The organism is Pseudomonas sp. 09C 129, from assembly GCF_002843625.1.
GTDB classification, from domain to species: Bacteria; Pseudomonadota; Gammaproteobacteria; order Pseudomonadales; family Pseudomonadaceae; genus Aquipseudomonas; species Aquipseudomonas chlororaphis.
Window position 1 is genome coordinate 3,353,033 of sequence record NZ_CP025261.1, and the last position, 18,543, is coordinate 3,371,575.

The following is an 18,543-nucleotide window of genomic DNA, read 5'->3' on the forward strand; positions in this document are numbered from 1 at the left end:
ACCAGGCTTCGATCAATGGTCTTGCAGCAGCATCCAGGTGCCGTTCTTGACCACGATCAATTCGCGGCCGCGTTCGTCAAAGCCGCTGTGGTCTTGCGGTGTCATGTTGTAAACACCCTGGGTGCCGGCCAGTTCGTGGCTTTGCTCGAGTGCATCGCGCAGGGCCGCGCGAAACTCGGGAGTTCCGGGTGCGCCTTTCTTGGCTGCAATCGGGATTGCCTGCTGTAGCAGCAAGCCGGCGTCGAAGGTGTTCCCGCCGAAGGTCGCCGGTTTGCTGCCATTGAGCTTTTCGTAGGCCGTGGTGTAGTCGCTGGCGATTTTCTTCGAGGGGTGGCTGTCCGGGATTTCATCGATTACGAGCATCAGGCTGGCAGCCAGAATGGTGCCTTCGACCTTTTTTCCGCCCAGCTTGAGGAAGTCCGGCAGTGCCGCGCCGTGGGTCTGGTAGATCTGCCCGCGATAGCCCTGATCGAACAGTGTGGTCTGCGGCATCACCGCCGAGCTGCCGGGCGCGGCGACCAGTACCGCGTCGGGACGGCTGGCGAGTATTTTCAGGCTCTGCCCGGTGACGGACGTGTCCTGGCGCTGGAAGCGCTCGTTGGCCACGACCTTGATGTTGTGCTGCGCCGCCAGGCCGCTCACAACCTTGGCCCAGTTCTCGCCATAAGGGTCACCGGTGCCGATGAAGCCGAGTGTCTTCACGCCCTTCTTGGCCATGTGTTCGAACAGCGCCTTGGCGATCAGGTCATCGTTCTGCGTGGTCTTGAATACCCATTTCTTCTGCTCGGTCATCGGCAGCACCACCGCGGCGGTGCCAACCGGGGCCAGCAGCGGCACGCCAGCTTCGGCGACGAACTGGATCACACCCATGGCATTGGGCGAGCCGCTCGGGCCGATGATGGCGTCGACATTTTCTTCGTCGATCAACTTCTTCAGCGCCTTCACCGTAGCGCTCGGGTCGCTCGCATCATCCAGAGAAATGTACTTCACCGCCTGATCGCCAGCCTGGGCCGGCAGCAGGGGGATAGTGTTTTTCTGGGGTAGCCCGACCAGTGCGATCGGCCCGGTGGAGGAGGTAATGACCCCGACTTTCACATCTGCCTGGGCGGCAGCGCAGACGGCACTCAACAACAACGTGGACACGGCTTTTCTGAAAAGCATGACTTTCTCCGAAGAGTTGCAACGCGGCAAAAGGCTAATGGTCAGCCGCCCCGACCACGACGTGGTGCGAGTACGGCCCAAGGTACGGCCCTGTTTTTTTGGGCGAACTGCTGCGACACCCCTGGGGCGTTACCGAGCCATTGAGGTGGCGCTCGACCATGAGCTATCGATCGAAGGCGATGAGGGCAAAAGCAGGTTGCATGCCAGAAATTTTTTGGTGCAGGGCGCAAACCCGTCATGGCGATACCCGGAGCGGGCAGTGTCGAGGCGATCCTGCCAAGGCCTTCCGGCGGTCTGTCACAGGGGCATCTGGAAGGCGGATAAAACCGGCACCACACCATGCTGGGCAAGGCTTTGATCTGGATCAATAAAGGCCTTGATCGACCCCGAAAACCAAGAATTTTAACACTGAAAAATCAGTGTTTTTTTATGCTTTTTAAGTGGTTTTTTTCACGGTTTTATTTTTTTGTTTTTGGGTTTTCTGACGGAAGAGTCAACTCGATATTTTTCAAATGTTTTGTTGTTAATCGTTATTGATATGTAATTAACTTATTGATTTATAAGGGTAAATATTATGTTTTCCGGTTTTTCCTATCTCTATGCCGGTGTTACCAAACTGCACGTCACTGGTGCGAAAAGTGAAAATTTGCACCGAAAATACACATCTTTTTATTTGGTAAAATTCAATTGACATTTCACGTAATTATTATGATTTTAGATTTAAGCGTTCACCCAGGCTTTCATGCCGAGGGCATCCGTTCTGGCGATACACAAAGAGCAGGTAAAGAGCATGTCGATCGTTGTCCAGGATTTAGCTTTAGGGGGAGATGGCCTTTCGGTCATGGTGAAGGACACCATCGATATCGCGGGCTATCCGACCCGTGCTTCAAGCAACGCACTGGTCGATGCTCCGGCGGCCGGCGAGCATGCCCAAGTGGTCCGGGCGCTCCTGGGTGCGGGCTGCCGGATCACCGGCAAAACCAGCCTGCATGAACTGGCTTTCGGGACTACCGGCCTCAACGCCTGGACGGGCACGGCAGCCAATCCGCGCTACCCGGGCTATATACCGGGTGGCTCCTCCAGCGGTTCGGCGGCGGCGGTGGCGGGCGGGCTTTGCGACTTCGCGCTGGGCACCGATACCGGGGGCTCGGTACGGATTCCCGCGGCGTGCTGCGGGGTTTTCGGCCTCAAGCCTACCTTTGGCCGGATCAGTCGCCAGGGTGTCATGCCGACGCACAGCACCCTCGATTGCGTAGGCCCCCTGGCGCGGGATATGGATCGCTTGATCGAAGCGATGGGCATCATCGATCCCACGTTCGCCCCCGTCCCGCTGCCCGAGCATCTTGCTATCGGCGTAGTCGCGGTGGAGGTCCACGAACAGATCCAGGCGGTGGTTAACCAGGCGCTGGGGCGTTCGCACTTCAAGCTGCTTGAGCAGACGCTGCCTGGTATGTCCGCAGCGTATGGCGCCGGGATGGCGATCATCAACGCCGAAACCTGGGCCGCGTGCGGTCATCTGCTGCAAACCGGCCGGGTCGGCAGCGATGTCGCCGACCGTTTGCGCGCAGCCAGCCTGACCACGGCCAAGTTCGTTGAAGAAGCCGAAATCACCCGTCGCGCGTTTACCGCAGAAGTGGACGCAGCCCTGGCGATCACCCCAATCCTGGCCATGCCGACCATGCCCGACTTCCCATTGCGGGTCGTCGATGCGGCCGACACTCGCGCCGCCCTGGGCATGACCTCACTGGTGCGCGCTTTCAATCTTTCCGGTCATCCGGCTCTGAGCATTCCTCTGGAAAGCGCTTCGGGGCTCCCGATAGGCCTGCAACTCATTGCCGCCCATGGCGCGGACGAACTGCTGTGTGCAGTCGCCCGCGAGCTGGTCCGGCGCCTGGAAGAGTAAATCGTCATGCTTACTATGGAGAAACCCATGACTGCGCCAAGCGAGCTGAATCACCAGCGCCGTGTGCCGATCACGGCGAATGAAGCCTTTCAGAATCTGTTGGTCGAGATTCGCACGCGTGCCCGGAATGAAGAATTCGACCAGCAAAAATGCATCTCGCAGGATGTCATCGAACAGTTCCGCACGCTCGGCGTCTATCGTGCCCTGGTGCCCAAGCGCTTCGGCGGTGACGAGCGCTCACCGGCCGAGTTTTGCCAGATGGTCGAGGACATCTCCATCGCCGATGGGTCCGCCGGCTGGGTCGCCAGCTTCGGCATGAGCCCGGTTTATCTGGCGGCGCTACCGCTGGAAACCCTGCAGAAAATCTACGCCGACTCGCCTGACGTGGTATTCGCCGGCGGGATCTTCCCACCGCAGCCCGCGCCATTTGTCGAAGGTGGCCTGGAGGTGAACGGGCGCTGGAAATTTTCCAGCGGCTGCATGGGGGCGTCGCTGATCGGGGTGGGCATCAGCCCGAAGAACGGCGAGATGCTCGGCCTTCCACGGCTGGCGGTGATGCCTCGGGAAAAGGTGCGGATCGAGCAAACCTGGAACGTCGTCGGCCTGGTCGGCACCGGCAGCCATGACGTCGTCGTCGAAGGCGTCGTGGTGCCTGAGGAGTGGACGTTCGTTCGCGGCGGTCCTTCGAGTCTTGACGAGCCGTTTTTCCGCTATCCGTCCCTGTCGTTCGCCACTCAGGTCTTGTCGGTGGTCGGCCTGGGCGTTGCGCGCGCTGCCCTCGACGAGTTGAGTGGCATGGCCAGTGGCCGAATCTCCGTGACCGGTGCGCCGTCATTGTCCGACCGGCCGCTGGCTCAGGTCGAAATGGCCAAGGCCGAAGCGGCGCTGCGCGCTGCGCGGTCGTGGTTCTATCAGGCGATCGACGATGCCTGGGCCAGCGTCCTGGCCGGCGATCCGGTGAGTGTCGAGCAGACCAATATGCTGCGCTTGTCCTCGACCCATGCCACTCGTATCTCGGCCGATGTAGCGCGCACCGCGCAAATGCTTTCGGGTATGAGCGGGGTGTACCGTACCAGCCCCCTGTCGCGCTTCGTCAACGACACCCAGGTCATTACCCAGCACGCCTTCATGGGCGACATGACTTACCAGAACGCCGGCGCGATTTTCTTCGGCAATAAGCCGCTGCCGGGCTACCTGTAATTTTCCCTACTGATTGGTGAACCCCATGACCGATAAAAAATCCCTGCGAGTCCTGTTCTGCATCGGCATCAACCAGAACTTCTTCGATGCTCCGCGTCCCGAGGCGCTGGAGGTATGGGCCGCGTTCGGCGTCATGTGGAACGGCATCGCCGATCTGCCTGGCGTGACCGTGCTGGGCAACATGGACGATGACCAGAGCATGGTCGGCCCCTCCGCCGGTTGGCCCTGGACCACGTATCTGCTGGCCGATGTGCCGGACATCGAAACCGTCCACGCCGCCTGCAATCTGTTTCGCACCACGGAGGTCGGCGATGGCCCCTACAAACTTTGGAAGTACTGCAAGGTCGAGGCCCGTACCGGTCGCGAACTGATCATCCAGCGCTGAATCGAGAGCAGTCGCCATGTCATCACAAGAGCATTTGCGCGCACTGGAGCAGCGGCTCCAACAGCTGGAAAGCGAGAACGCCATTCGCGCCTGCATGAACCGCTACATGTTCCTGTGCGATGAACTGGGCGTGGGCTCCCCCCTCGAGGAGCTGGCCGCTCTGTTCACGGCGCAGGCGATCTGGGAAGGCAAGGGAGCCAGGTACCAGAACAGCTTCGGCGGTTACCGCGGGCGTGAGGCGATCAAAGCGATGTTTGCGACCTACATGGTCGAACCTGCGCACTTTTCGCTGAACGTGCATTTCCTGACCTCGGAGCTGATCCGGGTCAGCGGCGAGACCGCGGATGCCAGTTGGGTGATGTTGCAGGCCTCGACCTTTGCCTCGGGTGCCTCGCACCTCAACAGCGCTCGCCTCAGCGTGCGGTTCGCCCAGGAACAGGGGCAGTGGCGCATGGCGCACTTTCAGACCGAGAACCTGTTCAGTCGCCCGGTCGATACCTGGAATAGCGCCGCCCACCTGCCCGTACCTGGCCAATCCGGGGAGTGACACCCGGAATTCTTGAAGTCGGCGACGCCTGCCGACGAGGAGTGATCGTGAATAACCTGATAAACACCGTAACGCTGGACGCCAGCCCCTCCGACCTGGTTCTGCATGACCGTGTTCACACGTCGATGTACACCGATGGCAAGCTCTTCGAGCAGGAGCTGGACAAGATTTTCTACAGCACCTGGATCTGGGTCGCGCATGCCAGCGAGATTCCCGATTCCGGCAGCTACAAGAGCACTTACGTCGGCAAGCAGCCGGTAATCGTCGTACGCGACCGCAAGAAAGACGTGCATGTGTTGCTCAATCGCTGCCGCCATCGTGGCGCAACGGTGTGCGAACACAAGAAGGGCAAGACCAACAGTTTCGTCTGCCCTTATCACGGCTGGAGCTACGCCCTGGATGGCAGCCTGCGTGGTGTGCCGCACCCGGAAAGTTACGGCGATTGCCTGGAAAAGGCCGACTTGCCTTTGGTCGGCCTGCGTGTCGAGCAATACAACGGCATGATCTTCGCCACCTTCAAGGATGATATCGAGCCCCTCGTCGACTTCCTCGGGCCGGCGAAGAAGTGGATTGACCTGTTCATGAAGCAGGGCGCCGGTTACCCGGTCAAGGTGGGAGGCGAGCATCGCTTCCGCTTCCCCGGCAACTGGAAAATCCAGCTGGAAAACACCACCGATGCCTATCACTTCCCGCTGGTGCACAAGTCGTTCCTGTCGTCCGTGGATGAACAGACGCTGGAGCTGTTCGATTTCGTCAAAGGGCCGGGCTACGTCGAAGACCTCGGCAACGGCCACAGCGTGATGGTGATGATCCCCGACCTGGTCGATCTGGAGGCCAATCTCGATTTGCCGATCCCGGCGCGCTTTGAGGATCTGGCCGCGCAACTGCGCGCCGAAGGCCAGGACGAGGAATCGGTCCGCCGTATCGTACGCGCGGTAGGCGGTTCGGGCTTCAACCTCAACCTGTTCCCGAACGTCGCTTGTTCCATGGCGTTCTTCCGGGTGCTGCAACCCATCGCAGTGGACGAAACCGAAATCCATCACGCGGTGATCACCATGGACGGTGGCCCGGCCGTGGCCAACCGTTATCGCCTGCGCCTGCATGAGCACTTCCAGGGCCCGATGGGGTTTGGCACGCCGGACGATTCCGAGGCATGGGAGCGCGTACAGCGCGGCGCCAGTGCCGGCACCGATCTGTGGATCATGCTCAATCGCGGCCTGCCGGGCGAAAAGGAGTCGGAAGACGGGCGGGTGAGCGATGTGAGTGCCGAGACCGGCATGCGCGCTGGCTACCAGCAGTGGAAAAAGATGATGTCGGCCTGAGTCGATGGAGAACACCATGATCAATCTGCAATTGCTCAACCAGGTCAGCGCTTTCATTTGGCAGGAAGCGGACATGCTCGATCACGGCGATTTTGTCGAATGGCTCGATCTGTGGACCGAGAACGCGACTTACATCATCCCGATCGATCCGCTGGAAACCGATTTCGAGAACACCCTGAACTACGCCTACGACGATCACCACATGCGTCAGTTGCGCGTGGCCCGATTGACCAGCGGCGAGTCGATTTCGACCACCCCGCGGGCGCGCACCGTGCGCAGTCAGTCGCGCTTTCGCCTGTTGTCGGATCGAGACGGGGTGGTCACCGTGCGTTGCGCACAGAACCTGCGCGAGTTCCGCAAGGATGTGCTCAAGCAGTACACCGCCGATGTCACATTCGAGCTGGTGCTCAGCGGTGACAGTTTCAAGATCCAGCGCAAGCTGATTCAACTGATCAACTCCACCGATACCCTCGCGGGTATCGGTTACATCCTCTGAGGACGCTGCCATGACACAGGTTGCATTGGTCACCGGAGCGGCCCAGGGGCTGGGCAGGAGCATTGCCGAGCAACTGCTGAACAGCGGCTACCGGGTCGTGATCAGCGACCGCTCGCTGGAGTCGGCGCAAGCCACCGCCGCTGAGCTGGACGCTACTGGCGAACGGGTGCTGGCGCTCAAGCTCGACGTGTCGAGCAAGGTCGATTTCGAGGACGCTCTGGCGGCTGTCGTCGCGCATTGGGGGGCGTTGCAGGTGGTGGTGAACAACGCCGCGATGACCATGACCACGCCCGTGATGCAGATCAGCCCGGAAGAGTTCGATCGGGTGGTGAGCGTTAACCAGCGCGGCACGTTTGTCGGCTGCCAAGTGTTCGGCAGCTATCTGGCGACCCGGGGGTACGGGAGGATCATCAATATGGCCTCCCTGGCCGGGCAGAACGGCGGCACCGCGACCGGCGCGCATTACGCCGCCTCCAAGGGCGCAATCATCACCTTGACCAAGGTCTTTGCCAAAGAGCTGGCGGCCTCCGGTGTCACGGTCAACGCCATCGCCCCGGGCCCTGTCGAGTCGCCGGCGGTACGTGCCGCCGTGCCGCCCGAGCGCCTGGAAAAACTGATAGAGGCGATTCCGGTCAAGCAATTGGGCAACGCCGCATTCATCGGCAGGCTGATCGTGCAACTGGCCAGCGAAGACGCCTACTTCACCACCGGGGCGACCTGGGACGTGAACGGCGGGCTCTTCATGCGCTGAGGTCATTGGCGCCACGTTTTGCAACAGCAGCAGGGCGTGCCCAGGTGCGCGCCCGTACAACCAATTCGGGACAGTCCGGTATGAGCGATCAATTATTGAAAGTTGTCGTGCGCAAGCGCGAAGAGCAGGGCGAAGGTGTCGTCGTGCTGGATCTGAGCGATGCGTCGGGACAGCCCTTGCCCGCGTTCGAGGCGGGCGCGCATGTCGATATCCATCTCAAGGCTGGGCTGGTTCGTCAGTATTCGCTGTGTGGCGATCCGGCCAACGCCAGCGCCTATCGCTTGGGGGTACTCAAGGATCCCGCCTCGCGGGGCGGTTCGGTGGCGGTGCATGAGTGGTTGCAAGAAGGGCGCGAGATCGAGATCAGCCTGCCGCGCAATCACTTTCCGCTGGCCAGCGATGCCAGGCGCTCGATCCTGATCGGTGGCGGTATCGGCATTACCCCGATGGTCGCCATGGCCTACGCATTGAATGCCCGCGGCAGCGATTTCGAACTGCACTATTGCGGCCGCTCGCGCAGTCGCAGCGCCTTTCTCGACGAGTTGGGCAGCGCTGCGTTTGCTTCCCGGTTGCACACGCATTTCGACGACGAAGCCGTCGAACAGAAACTCGACCTGTCCAGGGTGCTGGGCACCCCCCAGGCCGGTGTACACCTGTATGTCTGCGGACCGTCCGGCTTCATGGACTGGATCATTGCCCAGGCCCTGGAAGCAGGTTACGCCGACGATCATGTGCACCGCGAATACTTCCAGGTCGAAGTCGACACCTCGGGCGCGGGCTTCGAAGTGGTTGCCCAGCGTAGTGGCAAGACCGTCCAGGTGGTCGAGGGCCAGAGCATTGTCGAGGCACTGGCTGCCGTGGGCATCAGGATTGAAGTGTCCTGTGAGCAGGGCGTTTGCGGCACCTGCTTGTGCGACGTTATCGAAGGCGAACCGGATCACCGCGACGTGTATCTCACGGATGACGAAAAATCCGCCAATGACCAGATTCTGGTGTGCTGTTCCCGAGCCAAATCCAAGAAGCTGGTGCTGGATATCTGATAGACCGGAGGGTAAGACCATGGTCGATACAACGGGATTTCGTAACTCAATGGCAATGCTCGGTGGTGCGGTTTCGATCATCACCACCGATGGCCCTGCGGGTCGTTTCGGCTTCACCGCTTCGGCGGTGTGCAGCGTGACCGACCAGCCGCCGACACTGTTGGTGTGCATGAATCGCTCGTCGTTTTCCAATGTGCATTTCAAGAGTAACGGGGTGCTGAGCGTTAACGTCCTGACGCCGGGGCACCAGGAGGTATCGGGGGCGTTTTCCAACCGCAACCTCGATGCCGAGCAGCGCTTTTCCTGCGCATCCTGGACCACCCTGGAAAGTGGGGCGCCGCTGCTCGATGAGGCACTGGTGAGTTTTGACTGCCGCATCGCCCAGGCTCATGAAGTCGGATCGCACACAATTTTCTATTGCGAAGTCCTGGGTATCCGTAATGGCGAAAGCCAGGAAGGCCTGGTGTATTTCAATCGCGCCTACCACCGCTTGGGAGATGCATCCAAAGCAACTCCCTGACAGGGTTGGAACCCGGAAGTTTCGATAAGGACTTCCATGATCATTAAGTTTATTGAATAACAAGAAAGCAGTTGTCGCTGTTCTGGCGAATGACTGTGTTACGCCTTTTTTTGCAGTGAGTGGTTATAAAAACAATACTGCGGATTGACTGCCTAAGTTTAACTTTTGCTGAACTAATCTGCTTCCACTAGCCGTGCCTTTGTGCATGTAAAAAAGAAGGAACGCTTGATGTCTCAGAATCGCTGGGTAAGCCGTGGCGGCACTCCTGTGGCCGTGATGGGAATCTTCATGCCGGTCGTTGTATATGCCGACTTCGTAGATGACAGACAAGTCAGTCTGGGGATGCGCAACTTCTACATTGACCGTGATTTCAAACAGCATGACGCGCCGCAATCCCGGGTGGGCAGTTGGACCCAAGGTTTCGATTTTCGCGCGATCTCGGGTTACACCGAAGGCACGCTGCAGTTTGGCCTGGACCTTTCGGCGCAGTACGCCTATCGCTTGGACGGCGGCGGTGGACGGGGCCCGGACAGCATCATTCCGTACGATGCCAGCAAGGGCGAACAAGTCCGTGACTATGGCCGTGCGGCGCTGACCGGCAAGGTGCGTTACAACAAAACCGAACTCAAGATAGGTGAACTTCGTCCGACGTTGCCGGTGGCCTACATCGACGATTCGCGGCAATTGATCACCACGTATCACGGTGTACAGATCGAATCCAGGGAAGTGGAAAAGCTGACACTGACGGGCGGTCGCTTTACCGAAATCAGCTCCCGGGAGTCTTCCAATACCGAGAAGATGTACTTGTTCAATGGTCCCAACATCAAACGCCGCAGTGATGGGTTGAACTTTGCGGGTGCCACCTATGTATTTACCCCAAACTTGTCCGGGACTTATTTCTTCGGGCAACTGGAGGATATCTATAAACAACACTACCTGGGGCTGACCTATAACCATGATCTGGGTGCCGGTTACGGCTTGAAGACAGACCTTCGTTACTTCAATCACAGTGAAGACGGCAAAGCGCTGTACGGCGATATCGACAACCGCTCCTATGGCGTCATGACCACCCTGAAAAAAGGCGCCCACGCCTTCGGTGTCGGCTACCAGCGCATGCTCGGCGAGTCGACATTCCCGACGCTCAATGGCTATGCGCCGCAGCCTTACCTGGTGAACTGGTCGACAGTGGCGTTCGTCAAGCCGAACGAAAGCTCCTGGCAATTGCGTTATGACTACAACTTCGCGGGCGTCGGGTTGCCGGGGTTGAAATTGATGACGCGTTACATACGCGGCACCGGTATCGACCGGGGCAGCAATAGCCTCGAACAGAACGTCGAAAGTGAACGCAACATCGTGCTCGGCTATGTGGTGCAAAGCGGTCCCCTGAAGGACTTAGGTTTCGAGTGGCGCCGGATTGACGTAAAGACGCGCTATGGCAATGGCAGGGCGTCGGGGGTGGACTATCAGGAAAATCGCCTGATCACGACCTACACCTGGAAGTTCTGAAATCCCTGGAAGTCGTTCGCGGCTTCCAGGCCGGCCTGCGCATCCGGCACGGTTGAACCTCAACATTGTTTTTCCTTCGTCCGGAGCGCTCCTTCCGGACTTTTTTACCGCGGTTTTTATGCCGCGCTTTAAGGATTGCCTATGCGTCGTTTTTATACCGGCTGCGACTTGGATCGCGTTCACAGTATCGCCGAATTGGCCGAGATAGCCCGGCGGCGCTTGCCTTACTTCGTGTGGGAGTACCTCAGCGGCGGTGCGGAGGCCGAATTGACGCTCAAGGATAATCTCGCGGCGTTCAGCGCCTTTGGCCTGCATTCCAGGGCCATGGTGCCTTGCCATGCGCCCGACACTTGTCGCGCCGTGCTCGGCCGGGTGTTGCCCATGCCGATGCTGATTGGGCCGACGGGCTATAACGGCCTGCTGCACCGCGATGCCGACATTCACTTGGCCAGGGCGGCAACGGCACGGGGGCTGCCCTTCAGCCTGAGTACCGCGTCCAATACCTCGCTTGAAGAGCTTGTCGCGGCGGTGCCTGGTGTCGACCTGTGGTTCCAGATGTACGCCATGCGCGATCCGCGGGTGCAAAACGATTTGCTGCAGCGGGCCGCCGACGCAGGCTGCCGGACCCTGGTGTTGACCTGTGATGCGATGGTGCTGGGTAATCGCCAATGGGACCGGCGCAATTTTGCCAGGTCGCGCCAGCTGACATGGCGCAACAAGCTGGATGTGGTCCGCCACCCGCGCTGGCTCAAGCAGGTGATGTGGCCATCGGGGCTGCCCGGCATGGGCAACCTCGAACCCTACTTGCCACCGCGCGAGCGTAACCCCCTGGGATCGATGGCGTTTATCGGCCAGCAGATGGATACCTTGCTCGACTGGGACATGTTGGCGCGTTTGCGTGAGCAGTGGGGAGAGCGACTGTTGCTCAAGGGCGTATTGCATCCGGCAGATGTGGAGCGCGCCATCACCCTTGGGCTCGACGGCGTGGTGGTGTCCAACCACGGTGGTCGCCAGCTGGACGGTGCACTGAGCAGTCTCGACGCGCTGGCGGCCATCGCCCCGCAGGCACGGGGCAAACTCAGCCTGCTGCTCGACGGCGGCATTCGCCGTGGCAGCGACATCGTCAAAGCGCTCGCCTTGGGTGCGGATGCCGTGCTGCTGGGCCGATCCACCCTTTACGGGGTGGCGGCGGCCGGTGAAGCCGGAGCAGGACGGGCATTGGACCTGCTGACGGCTGAACTCGCACTGACCATGAACCTGATGGGCTGTACCCACCTCAATCACCTTGACGGTGACAGCGTGTTCCAGCGTCGACGCGCTTGAGCATCAAACTGCGTTGCAAGCTGGAACAGCTAACTGCGTTGCAGAACCGCCCGGATATTTGACCGCGCGCTCGAGTCGAGGGAGCTGTCGCCGGTGTTCAGCGACGCAATGTATTTTTCGTTGTGGGTGCGGATCATCCACGCATCTCTGGTCCTGAGCCGAGGTATTCATGAAGCTGTACGAGTTGATCACGTTCACCGTGCGCGTGCGCACTGTCGCCATCGCCATGGTGTGTCTGGAACAGCGCCTGCTGGCGCAAGGCGCCGGCGTGAAGTTGATGGGGTGCTGGGCATCGGAGGTCGGCCCGCTGAATCAGATCGCGATGTTGCGCGGCTTTGCCGACGAGGCGTCTCGCCAGGTCGAGCGCGAGCGTTATCTGGCGGCTGCCGACGCGTTTGGCATTGAGGCGTATCTGATGGAGATGCGCGTGGAAAACTATTCGTTGTTTCCCTTTCTCCAGCCGCTGCCTGCCGGGCGGCACGGGCCGTTCTACGAGTTTCGTATCTACGATCTGCTGCCATCCGGTCTGGCACCCACGCTGAGGGGCTGGAAAAAAGCGCTGGGCCCCAGAACCGCCGAGCAATATTCGCCGGTATATGCCGCCTTCTATGCCACCGACGGTCAGTTGCCTCGGTACTTGCACATCTGGCCGTACTACTCGCTCGAACAGCGCCTGGACGTGCGCACCCGTGCCGTACAGGATGGCGTCTGGCCGCCGGAAAACTCAGGTCCGCAACTGCGCGACATGCATTCGACGATCTACCTGCCGGCGAGCTTTTCGCCGTTGCTGTGAGACGGCCGCTAATCGGTGAGGCGCGGCTCACTCAACGCTAGTCATTCCCCACGCCATGTTTTGCCCAGGACAGTCAGGCCGACCTCACAGCTGATCCGCATCGATCACCGCCTGGGCGAACGCCCGCGGGTCTTCCTGCGGCAGGTTGTGGCCGATGCCGCCGCTGATCAGGCGGAACTGGTATTTGCCGGTGAAGCGCTTGGCGTAGTCCGCGGGGTTCGGGTGCGGCGCGCCGTTGGCATCGCCTTCGAGGGTGATGGTCGGCACGCTGATGGTTGGGGCGGTGGCCAGTTTCTGTTCCAGGGTGGCGTAGCGGCTTTCGCCTTGAACCAGCCCCAGGCGCCAGCGGTAGTTGAACACCGTGATATCGACATGGTCGGGGTTGTCCAGGGCCTTGGCGCTGCGCTCGAAGGTGGCGTCGTCGAACGTCCATTGCGGCGAGGCCAGTTGCCAGATCAGCTTGGCGAAGTCGTGGGTGTTTTTCTCATAGCCTGCGCGACCGCGATCGGTGGCGAAATAGAACTGGTACCACCACTGCAATTCCGCCTTGGGCGGCAGCGGGTTCTGGCCGGCCGCCTGATTGCCGATCAGGTAGCCGCTGACCGACACTAGCGCCTTGACCCGCTCCGGCCACAGCGCCGAGACGATATCCGCCGAACGCGCGCCCCAGTCATAACCACCAAGCACTGCTTGCTTGATCTTCAGCGCATCCATGAAGTCGATGACGTCACTGGCCAGCGCGGCCGGTTGGCCATTGCGCAGGGTTTTCGCCGACAGGAAACGGGTATCGCCGTAACCGCGGGCATAGGGCATCAGCACCCGATAACCCTTGGCCGCCAGCAAGGGCCCAACCTCATCAAAGCTGTGAATGTCGTACGGCCAGCCGTGCAGCAGAATCACCACCGGGCCATCGGCCGGGCCGGTTTCGGCGTATGCCACATCCAGCAGCCCGGCGTTGACATGCTTCAGCGGGCCGAACGGCGAAGGGGCGGCATAAGTGGTGCCGGTGCTGCTCGCGTCGGTTTGCGCCGCTGCGGGCGTCTGCGCCTGGGCCGTGCCGAGGATGCCGAACAGGGTGAGGGCCAGGACCGACGCGCCGATGGTGTGGTTGCGCAGTGTCATCTTCATGCTGATCTCTCCATTGGATTGCAAGCCGGGGGTGGGGGACCTGGCTGATCCCCTTCAACCTGGGTTGCATTTGACGGCCGCGACGTATCTGGCCTGTGTCCGAATCCCGGGGCGGATGCAAGCGCATGTACCGGGGAGGGCGGTAGATACAGTGCGATACACGACGTAGCCCGCGAGTCCCCGCGGATAGCCGTGGCAGGGCACGAAGCCGTTCGTGTGTCCGGACCGGAGACGGTTTTCGGCCGCGCCGTGGCCCCGTCGGACGCTTTGCTCGAAGGCAATGTCTGCTTCGTGGGCAAATTTCCATTGCCAGACCCGGGCCATTGGAGGTAGTTTGTAAATCGATTTAGTAAAACGTTTTACTCAATCCGTGTAAATGTCTCAAAACAACAACAAAAGAGAACAGCCTCATGCCTCTGACCCGACGTCGTTTCGTGCAGTGTGCCGCCCTCAGTGCCTGCGCGCTGGCCCTGCCTTCCATTGCCCGTGCCGCCCCTTCGGTATTGCGCTTGTCCTCGACCATGACGGCGGACGAGAACTCGGCGCACTACCTGTTCTACCAACGCCTGGCCGAGAACCTGAAACAGTCCGTGGGCGACCGTATCCGTATCGATTTTTTCCCCAACGGCCAACTCGGCAAAGAGGCCGATGTGGTGCAACAGGTGCGCCTGGGCTCGATCGACCTGATGGTCTCCGGGAGTTCGATCTGGGCCACGGCCCTGCCGGAACTGGCGCTGCTGGACCTGGGGTTCCTGTTCGACAGCTACGAGCATGTCGCCCGCTCCGTGGATGGTGGCGTCGGCGAGATCTACAACGGGCTGCTGCGCGAGCGCACCGGTTGCTCGGTCGTGGGCTGGGGCGCGCATTTCAGCGCGCGCAGCGTCTATACCAAGCCGCCGATCAAGGATCTCGAGAGCATCAGGAATACCAAGCTGCGGGTCCTGCCGACCCAGGCGTTCATCGAAACCTTCAAGCTGCTGGGTGCGATCCCGACCCCCATTGCCTTCAATGAGGTCTACACCGCCATCCAGACGGGGGTGGTGGAAGGCTTCGAGCACGATGCCGCCAGCGTACTGGCCAACAAGCTCGACGAAGTGGTGAGCCACAGCTGGCAGACCGACCATTTGTTCAGCCCTTGCATTGCCGTGATCGGCAAGCGCGGGCTGGCGAAGATTCCTGCCGACCTGCAACCGGTGTTCATGGCGGCTGCCCGGGAGGCCAGCGTGTCCCAGCGCCGGGCGGCCGCGATCAAAGGCGCCGAAGCCATCGCCGCGCTGGGCAAGGGCGGCATGACCTTCTTCCCCATGGCTGACGCCGAGCGCGCCAGCATCCGTACCCTCATGCGCGACAAACTCTGGCTGCCGTTTACCCGGACCACGCCGTCCATGGCGTCGGTGCTGGGACTTATCGACGCGGCCAGGGCGTGATCCAGGCCAGCCCCCATAACAAGAGGAGACAGACACCATGAGTTCATCCGACGCTCTCGCTGTCGCGGATCAAGTGGTAGAGGAACATCCCGGGCAGACCAACGCAGCGGCCGCCATGGCCGACGACTGGGGCTTTGCCACAACGCCGGGCAGTGGCGGCTTGCTGGCGCTGCTGTGTCGGTGGGTCGAACGCCTGTGCGCGGTGGTGCTGGCGTTGAACGTGGCGGTGGTGTTCGTCTCGGTGATCCTGCGCTACTTCGTGCATCACCCGGTGGACTGGGCCGAGGAAGTTGCCCGTGGCCTGATGGTCATGCTGGTGTTTCTCGGCGGCGCTACGGTGCTGGCCCGCAAACAACATGTACAGGTGGACTTCTTCCGCGCGCTGTTGCCCGCCGGCTGGCAACAGGCCGCGCAGCAGACCGGGGGCTGGTTGGTAGCGGGCACGGCGGCGGGGCTGGCGTTCTCGTCCTGGCTGTTGCTGCAAGACTCGGTCAACGTCGTGACCCCGATGGGCTTGCCGCAGTGGCTGAATGTGCTGCCGGTGTTCGTCGGCGCGCTGCTGATGACGGCGGTGGGCATTGCCAATGCCGTCAACGGTGCCACTCCCGTCACCTGGCTGACGTTGCTCGGCTGCCTGCTGGTTGGCGGCTCGGTGTATGCCTGGAACACCCAGGTCGAGGCTTACGCCCTGCAACCCTGGGGCCTGCTGGTCGGCGGCTTCTTCGGCGGCCTGCTGGCGGGCGTACCGATTGCCTTCGTCCTGGCCCTGTGCGCCTTGCTGTACTTCATCGGCGATCCGTCGCTGCCGATGGTGATCTACTCGCAGCAGGTCATGGCCGGGATGGATCACTTCGTGTTGCTGGCGATTCCGTTTTTCGTGCTGGCGGGGCTGCTGATGGAAGCCAACGGCATGTCCTCGCGTCTGATCGAACTGCTGGTGCGGCTCTTCGGCCGGGTACGGGGCTCGATGAACCTGATCGCCATCCTGGCCACGGCATTTTTCTCCGGCGTGTCGGGTTCGAAGCTGGCGGATATCGCCGCGGTCGGCGGGATCGTCGTGCCCGCCGTGCGCCGCACCCGACAGGACCCGGCGGAGACAGCGGCGGTCCTGGCGGCCTCCGGGGTGATGGCGGAAACCATCCCGCCGTGCATCAACATGATCATCATGGGCTTTGTCGCGAACATTTCGATCGGCGGCCTGTTCCTCGCCGGCATCGTGCCGGCGGTGATGCTCGCCCTGGGCCTGGCGACCCTGGCGGTGATCTTCGGACGCAAGGTCGACCCCGACCTGGCCTTCCCCTCGCGCCGGCCGGTCGTGCGTCTGCTGGGGGGCGCGCTGGTGGCGCTGATCATGGTGACGATGATCGGCAAGGGCGTGACCTCCGGCGTGGCCACCTCCACCGAGGTGTCGGCGTTCGCAGTGGTCTACGCGCTACTGGTGGGCGGGCTGACCTTCCGCGAGCTGACGTTCAAAGGCATCGCCAGGCTGTTCGTGCGCTCGGCCTCGATGGCCGCGGGTATCCTGTTCATCATCGCCGCCGCCTCCAGCCTGGCGTTCGCCCTGACGATCCTGCAGATTCCGGCGATCATTTCCGACTTCATGCTGGCCTTGGCGCATGACTATGGCCCCGTGGCGTTTATGATCACCTCGGTGATCATCATGGTGGTGTTCGGCGCGGTGCTCGAGGGTGCGCCGGCGCTGATCATCTTCGGCCCGCTGCTGGTGCCGATCGCTGTGCAGGTGGGCGTCAGTCCTTTTCACTTCGGCACCGTCGCGGTGATCGCCATGGGCCTGGGGTTGTTCTCGCCGCCGTTCGGCCTGGGGCTGTTCGCCACCTGCGCGATGACCGGCACGCGGGTCGAGGAGGTTTCCCGGCGGATGGTCAAATACCTCTGCCTGCTGGCGGCCATGCTGATTCTGATTGTCCTTGTGCCATCGATTTCCCTGTGGCTGCCGCGCACTTTCAATATGGGTTAATGCAAAACATGACAACGATTCACGATGTGGCCGCTCTGGCGGGGGTTTCGGTCAGCTCTGTGTCCAATGTGCTCAACCAGCGCACCGACAAGCTCAGCGCCGACACCTTCGCTCGCGTCGAAGCGGCGATTCTCAAGCTCGGCTACCAGCCCAACCGGGTGGCGCGGCAGCTCAAGACTGGCCATACGCCAATGCTCGGCCTGCTGGTTCCGTCCACCGCCAACCCGATGTACGGGCAGATCGCCCTGAAGATCGAGGCCGCCGCCCGGGCGCAGTTTTCCTACCGGCTGCTGCTGGGCAACACCCACCGCGACAAGCAGCAGGAGGCCGGGATGTTCGATGACCTGCTGTCGTTCGGCGTGCGTTCGGTGATCGTGGTCTCGTCCCAGGACGACGAGCGTCACCTGGAGGCCGCGGTACAGCGTGGGCTGACGGTCGTCAGTTACGACCGGCAAACCACCGAGGACGGCGACTCGCGGGTGGACCATGTGTCGCCGGATAACTTCCAGGCGGGCTATATCGCCGCCGCGCACTTGATCGAACACGGTCATCGGCGCCTGGCGTTTCTGGTGCCCAGCGGCAAGACCATCAGCCGTACGGCGAAGATCGAGGGCTTTCGCGAGCGCGCCGCGCAGGAGGGCGCGCAGGTCAGCGCCACAGTCATCGAAGGGCCGGTGCTCGAGACGTTCGGCGATTCGGAGCTTGCCGACCTGGGATTCGCCATGGCGGCCGATCTGGCGGCAATGACGCCCAGGCCGACCGGTGTCGTCACCGTCAACGACATGCTCGCCATGGGCCTGATGTCCGGGCTCATCCAGGCGGGGCTGCGGGTGCCCGAGGACATCTCGGTGGTCGGCATGGACGGCCTGTCCATTGCCGCGTTCAGCAACCCCAGCCTGACATCGGTGGCCATGCCGCTGACCGAGATGGCCGACATCATGGTCCAGCGCGCGGTCGAGCGTTCCCGCGACCCACAGCTGCCCGCTGTCAATCTGGTGTTCCAGCCAATGCTGATTTCCCGACATTCGGTGGCCCGGCCCGGCGCCGACAAGCGAGCGTGACC

General features: G+C 61.5%; 17 protein-coding genes. 15 read left to right on the forward strand and 2 right to left on the reverse strand.

All coding sequences use genetic code 11. The features are described from left to right. Positions 1-12 precede the first annotated feature (12 nt). Entirely contained in the window at positions 13-1,161 is a 1,149-nt protein-coding gene (locus CXQ81_RS15245; RefSeq protein WP_007931979.1) for an ABC transporter substrate-binding protein, read from the reverse strand. 790 nt (positions 1,162-1,951) lie between these two features. Here CXQ81_RS15245 and CXQ81_RS15250 point away from each other — a divergent pair. The 12 genes from CXQ81_RS15250 to CXQ81_RS15305 all read left to right on the forward strand — a co-directional run bounded on the left by CXQ81_RS15250 (position 1,952) and on the right by CXQ81_RS15305 (position 12,947). Beyond that, positions 1,952-3,064 (forward strand): amidase, encoded by a 1,113-nt coding sequence (locus CXQ81_RS15250; protein ID WP_037036061.1) that lies wholly within the window; start codon positions 1,952-1,954, stop codon positions 3,062-3,064. A gap of 27 nt (positions 3,065-3,091) precedes the next feature. Further along, entirely contained in the window at positions 3,092-4,264 is a 1,173-nt protein-coding gene (locus CXQ81_RS15255) for an acyl-CoA dehydrogenase family protein (RefSeq protein ID WP_101337685.1), read from the forward strand. A gap of 25 nt (positions 4,265-4,289) precedes the next feature. After that, positions 4,290-4,649: a hypothetical protein gene (locus CXQ81_RS15260; RefSeq protein WP_007931975.1), complete on the forward strand. Its 360-nt coding sequence runs from the start codon at positions 4,290-4,292 to the stop codon at positions 4,647-4,649. Between the two features lie 16 nt (positions 4,650-4,665). Further along, positions 4,666-5,196 carry a nuclear transport factor 2 family protein gene (locus CXQ81_RS15265; RefSeq protein WP_007931973.1) on the forward strand — a complete coding sequence of 177 codons (531 nt, stop codon included), beginning with the start codon at positions 4,666-4,668 and terminating at the stop codon, positions 5,194-5,196. A 47-nt stretch (positions 5,197-5,243) separates the two neighbouring features. Then, on the forward strand, positions 5,244-6,518 hold the full coding sequence (locus CXQ81_RS15270; protein ID WP_007931970.1) for a Rieske 2Fe-2S domain-containing protein: 1,275 nt from the start codon (positions 5,244-5,246) through the stop codon (positions 6,516-6,518). A gap of 19 nt (positions 6,519-6,537) precedes the next feature. Continuing rightward, a complete protein-coding gene (locus CXQ81_RS15275; RefSeq protein WP_037036083.1) occupies positions 6,538-7,014 on the forward strand; it encodes an aromatic-ring-hydroxylating dioxygenase subunit beta in 477 nt (158 codons plus the stop codon). A 10-nt stretch (positions 7,015-7,024) separates the two neighbouring features. After that, a complete protein-coding gene (locus CXQ81_RS15280; protein WP_053260825.1) occupies positions 7,025-7,765 on the forward strand; it encodes an SDR family NAD(P)-dependent oxidoreductase in 741 nt (246 codons plus the stop codon). Positions 7,766-7,845: 80 nt separating this feature from the next. After that, positions 7,846-8,805 (forward strand): PDR/VanB family oxidoreductase, encoded by a 960-nt coding sequence (locus CXQ81_RS15285; protein ID WP_007931962.1) that lies wholly within the window; start codon positions 7,846-7,848, stop codon positions 8,803-8,805. A gap of 19 nt (positions 8,806-8,824) precedes the next feature. After that, complete coding sequence (locus CXQ81_RS15290) at positions 8,825-9,325, forward strand: flavin reductase (RefSeq protein WP_007931961.1); 501 nt, start codon at positions 8,825-8,827, stop codon at positions 9,323-9,325. A gap of 276 nt (positions 9,326-9,601) precedes the next feature. Further along, positions 9,602-10,831: an OprD family porin gene (locus tag CXQ81_RS15295; RefSeq protein ID WP_087089277.1), complete on the forward strand. Its 1,230-nt coding sequence runs from the start codon at positions 9,602-9,604 to the stop codon at positions 10,829-10,831. A gap of 141 nt (positions 10,832-10,972) precedes the next feature. After that, the gene (locus CXQ81_RS15300) at positions 10,973-12,154 is read left to right on the forward strand and encodes an alpha-hydroxy acid oxidase (RefSeq protein WP_007931959.1); all 1,182 of its coding nucleotides are present in this window, start codon (positions 10,973-10,975) and stop codon (positions 12,152-12,154) included. A 169-nt stretch (positions 12,155-12,323) separates the two neighbouring features. Further along, positions 12,324-12,947 carry an NIPSNAP family protein gene (locus tag CXQ81_RS15305; RefSeq protein WP_007931954.1) on the forward strand — a complete coding sequence of 208 codons (624 nt, stop codon included), beginning with the start codon at positions 12,324-12,326 and terminating at the stop codon, positions 12,945-12,947. A gap of 84 nt (positions 12,948-13,031) precedes the next feature. Here the strand turns inward: CXQ81_RS15305 and CXQ81_RS15310 are convergent, their stop codons facing one another. Further along, positions 13,032-14,075 carry an alpha/beta fold hydrolase gene (locus CXQ81_RS15310; protein ID WP_101337687.1) on the reverse strand — a complete coding sequence of 348 codons (1,044 nt, stop codon included), beginning with the start codon at positions 14,073-14,075 and terminating at the stop codon, positions 13,032-13,034. A gap of 410 nt (positions 14,076-14,485) precedes the next feature. Between CXQ81_RS15310 and CXQ81_RS15315 the strand changes: the two genes are divergently transcribed. Genes CXQ81_RS15315 through CXQ81_RS15325 form a run of 3 tightly spaced genes read left to right on the forward strand, consistent with a single transcriptional unit; the run spans position 14,486 to position 18,541 of the window. Beyond that, positions 14,486-15,502: a TRAP transporter substrate-binding protein gene (locus CXQ81_RS15315; RefSeq protein WP_087087740.1), complete on the forward strand. Its 1,017-nt coding sequence runs from the start codon at positions 14,486-14,488 to the stop codon at positions 15,500-15,502. A 37-nt stretch (positions 15,503-15,539) separates the two neighbouring features. Beyond that, positions 15,540-17,480, forward strand: coding sequence for a TRAP transporter large permease subunit (locus CXQ81_RS15320; RefSeq protein ID WP_223815919.1), 1,941 nt, complete (start codon positions 15,540-15,542; stop codon positions 17,478-17,480). Between the two features lie 8 nt (positions 17,481-17,488). Continuing rightward, positions 17,489-18,541 carry a LacI family DNA-binding transcriptional regulator gene (locus CXQ81_RS15325; RefSeq protein WP_037005878.1) on the forward strand — a complete coding sequence of 351 codons (1,053 nt, stop codon included), beginning with the start codon at positions 17,489-17,491 and terminating at the stop codon, positions 18,539-18,541. Positions 18,542-18,543: the final 2 nt, after the last annotated feature.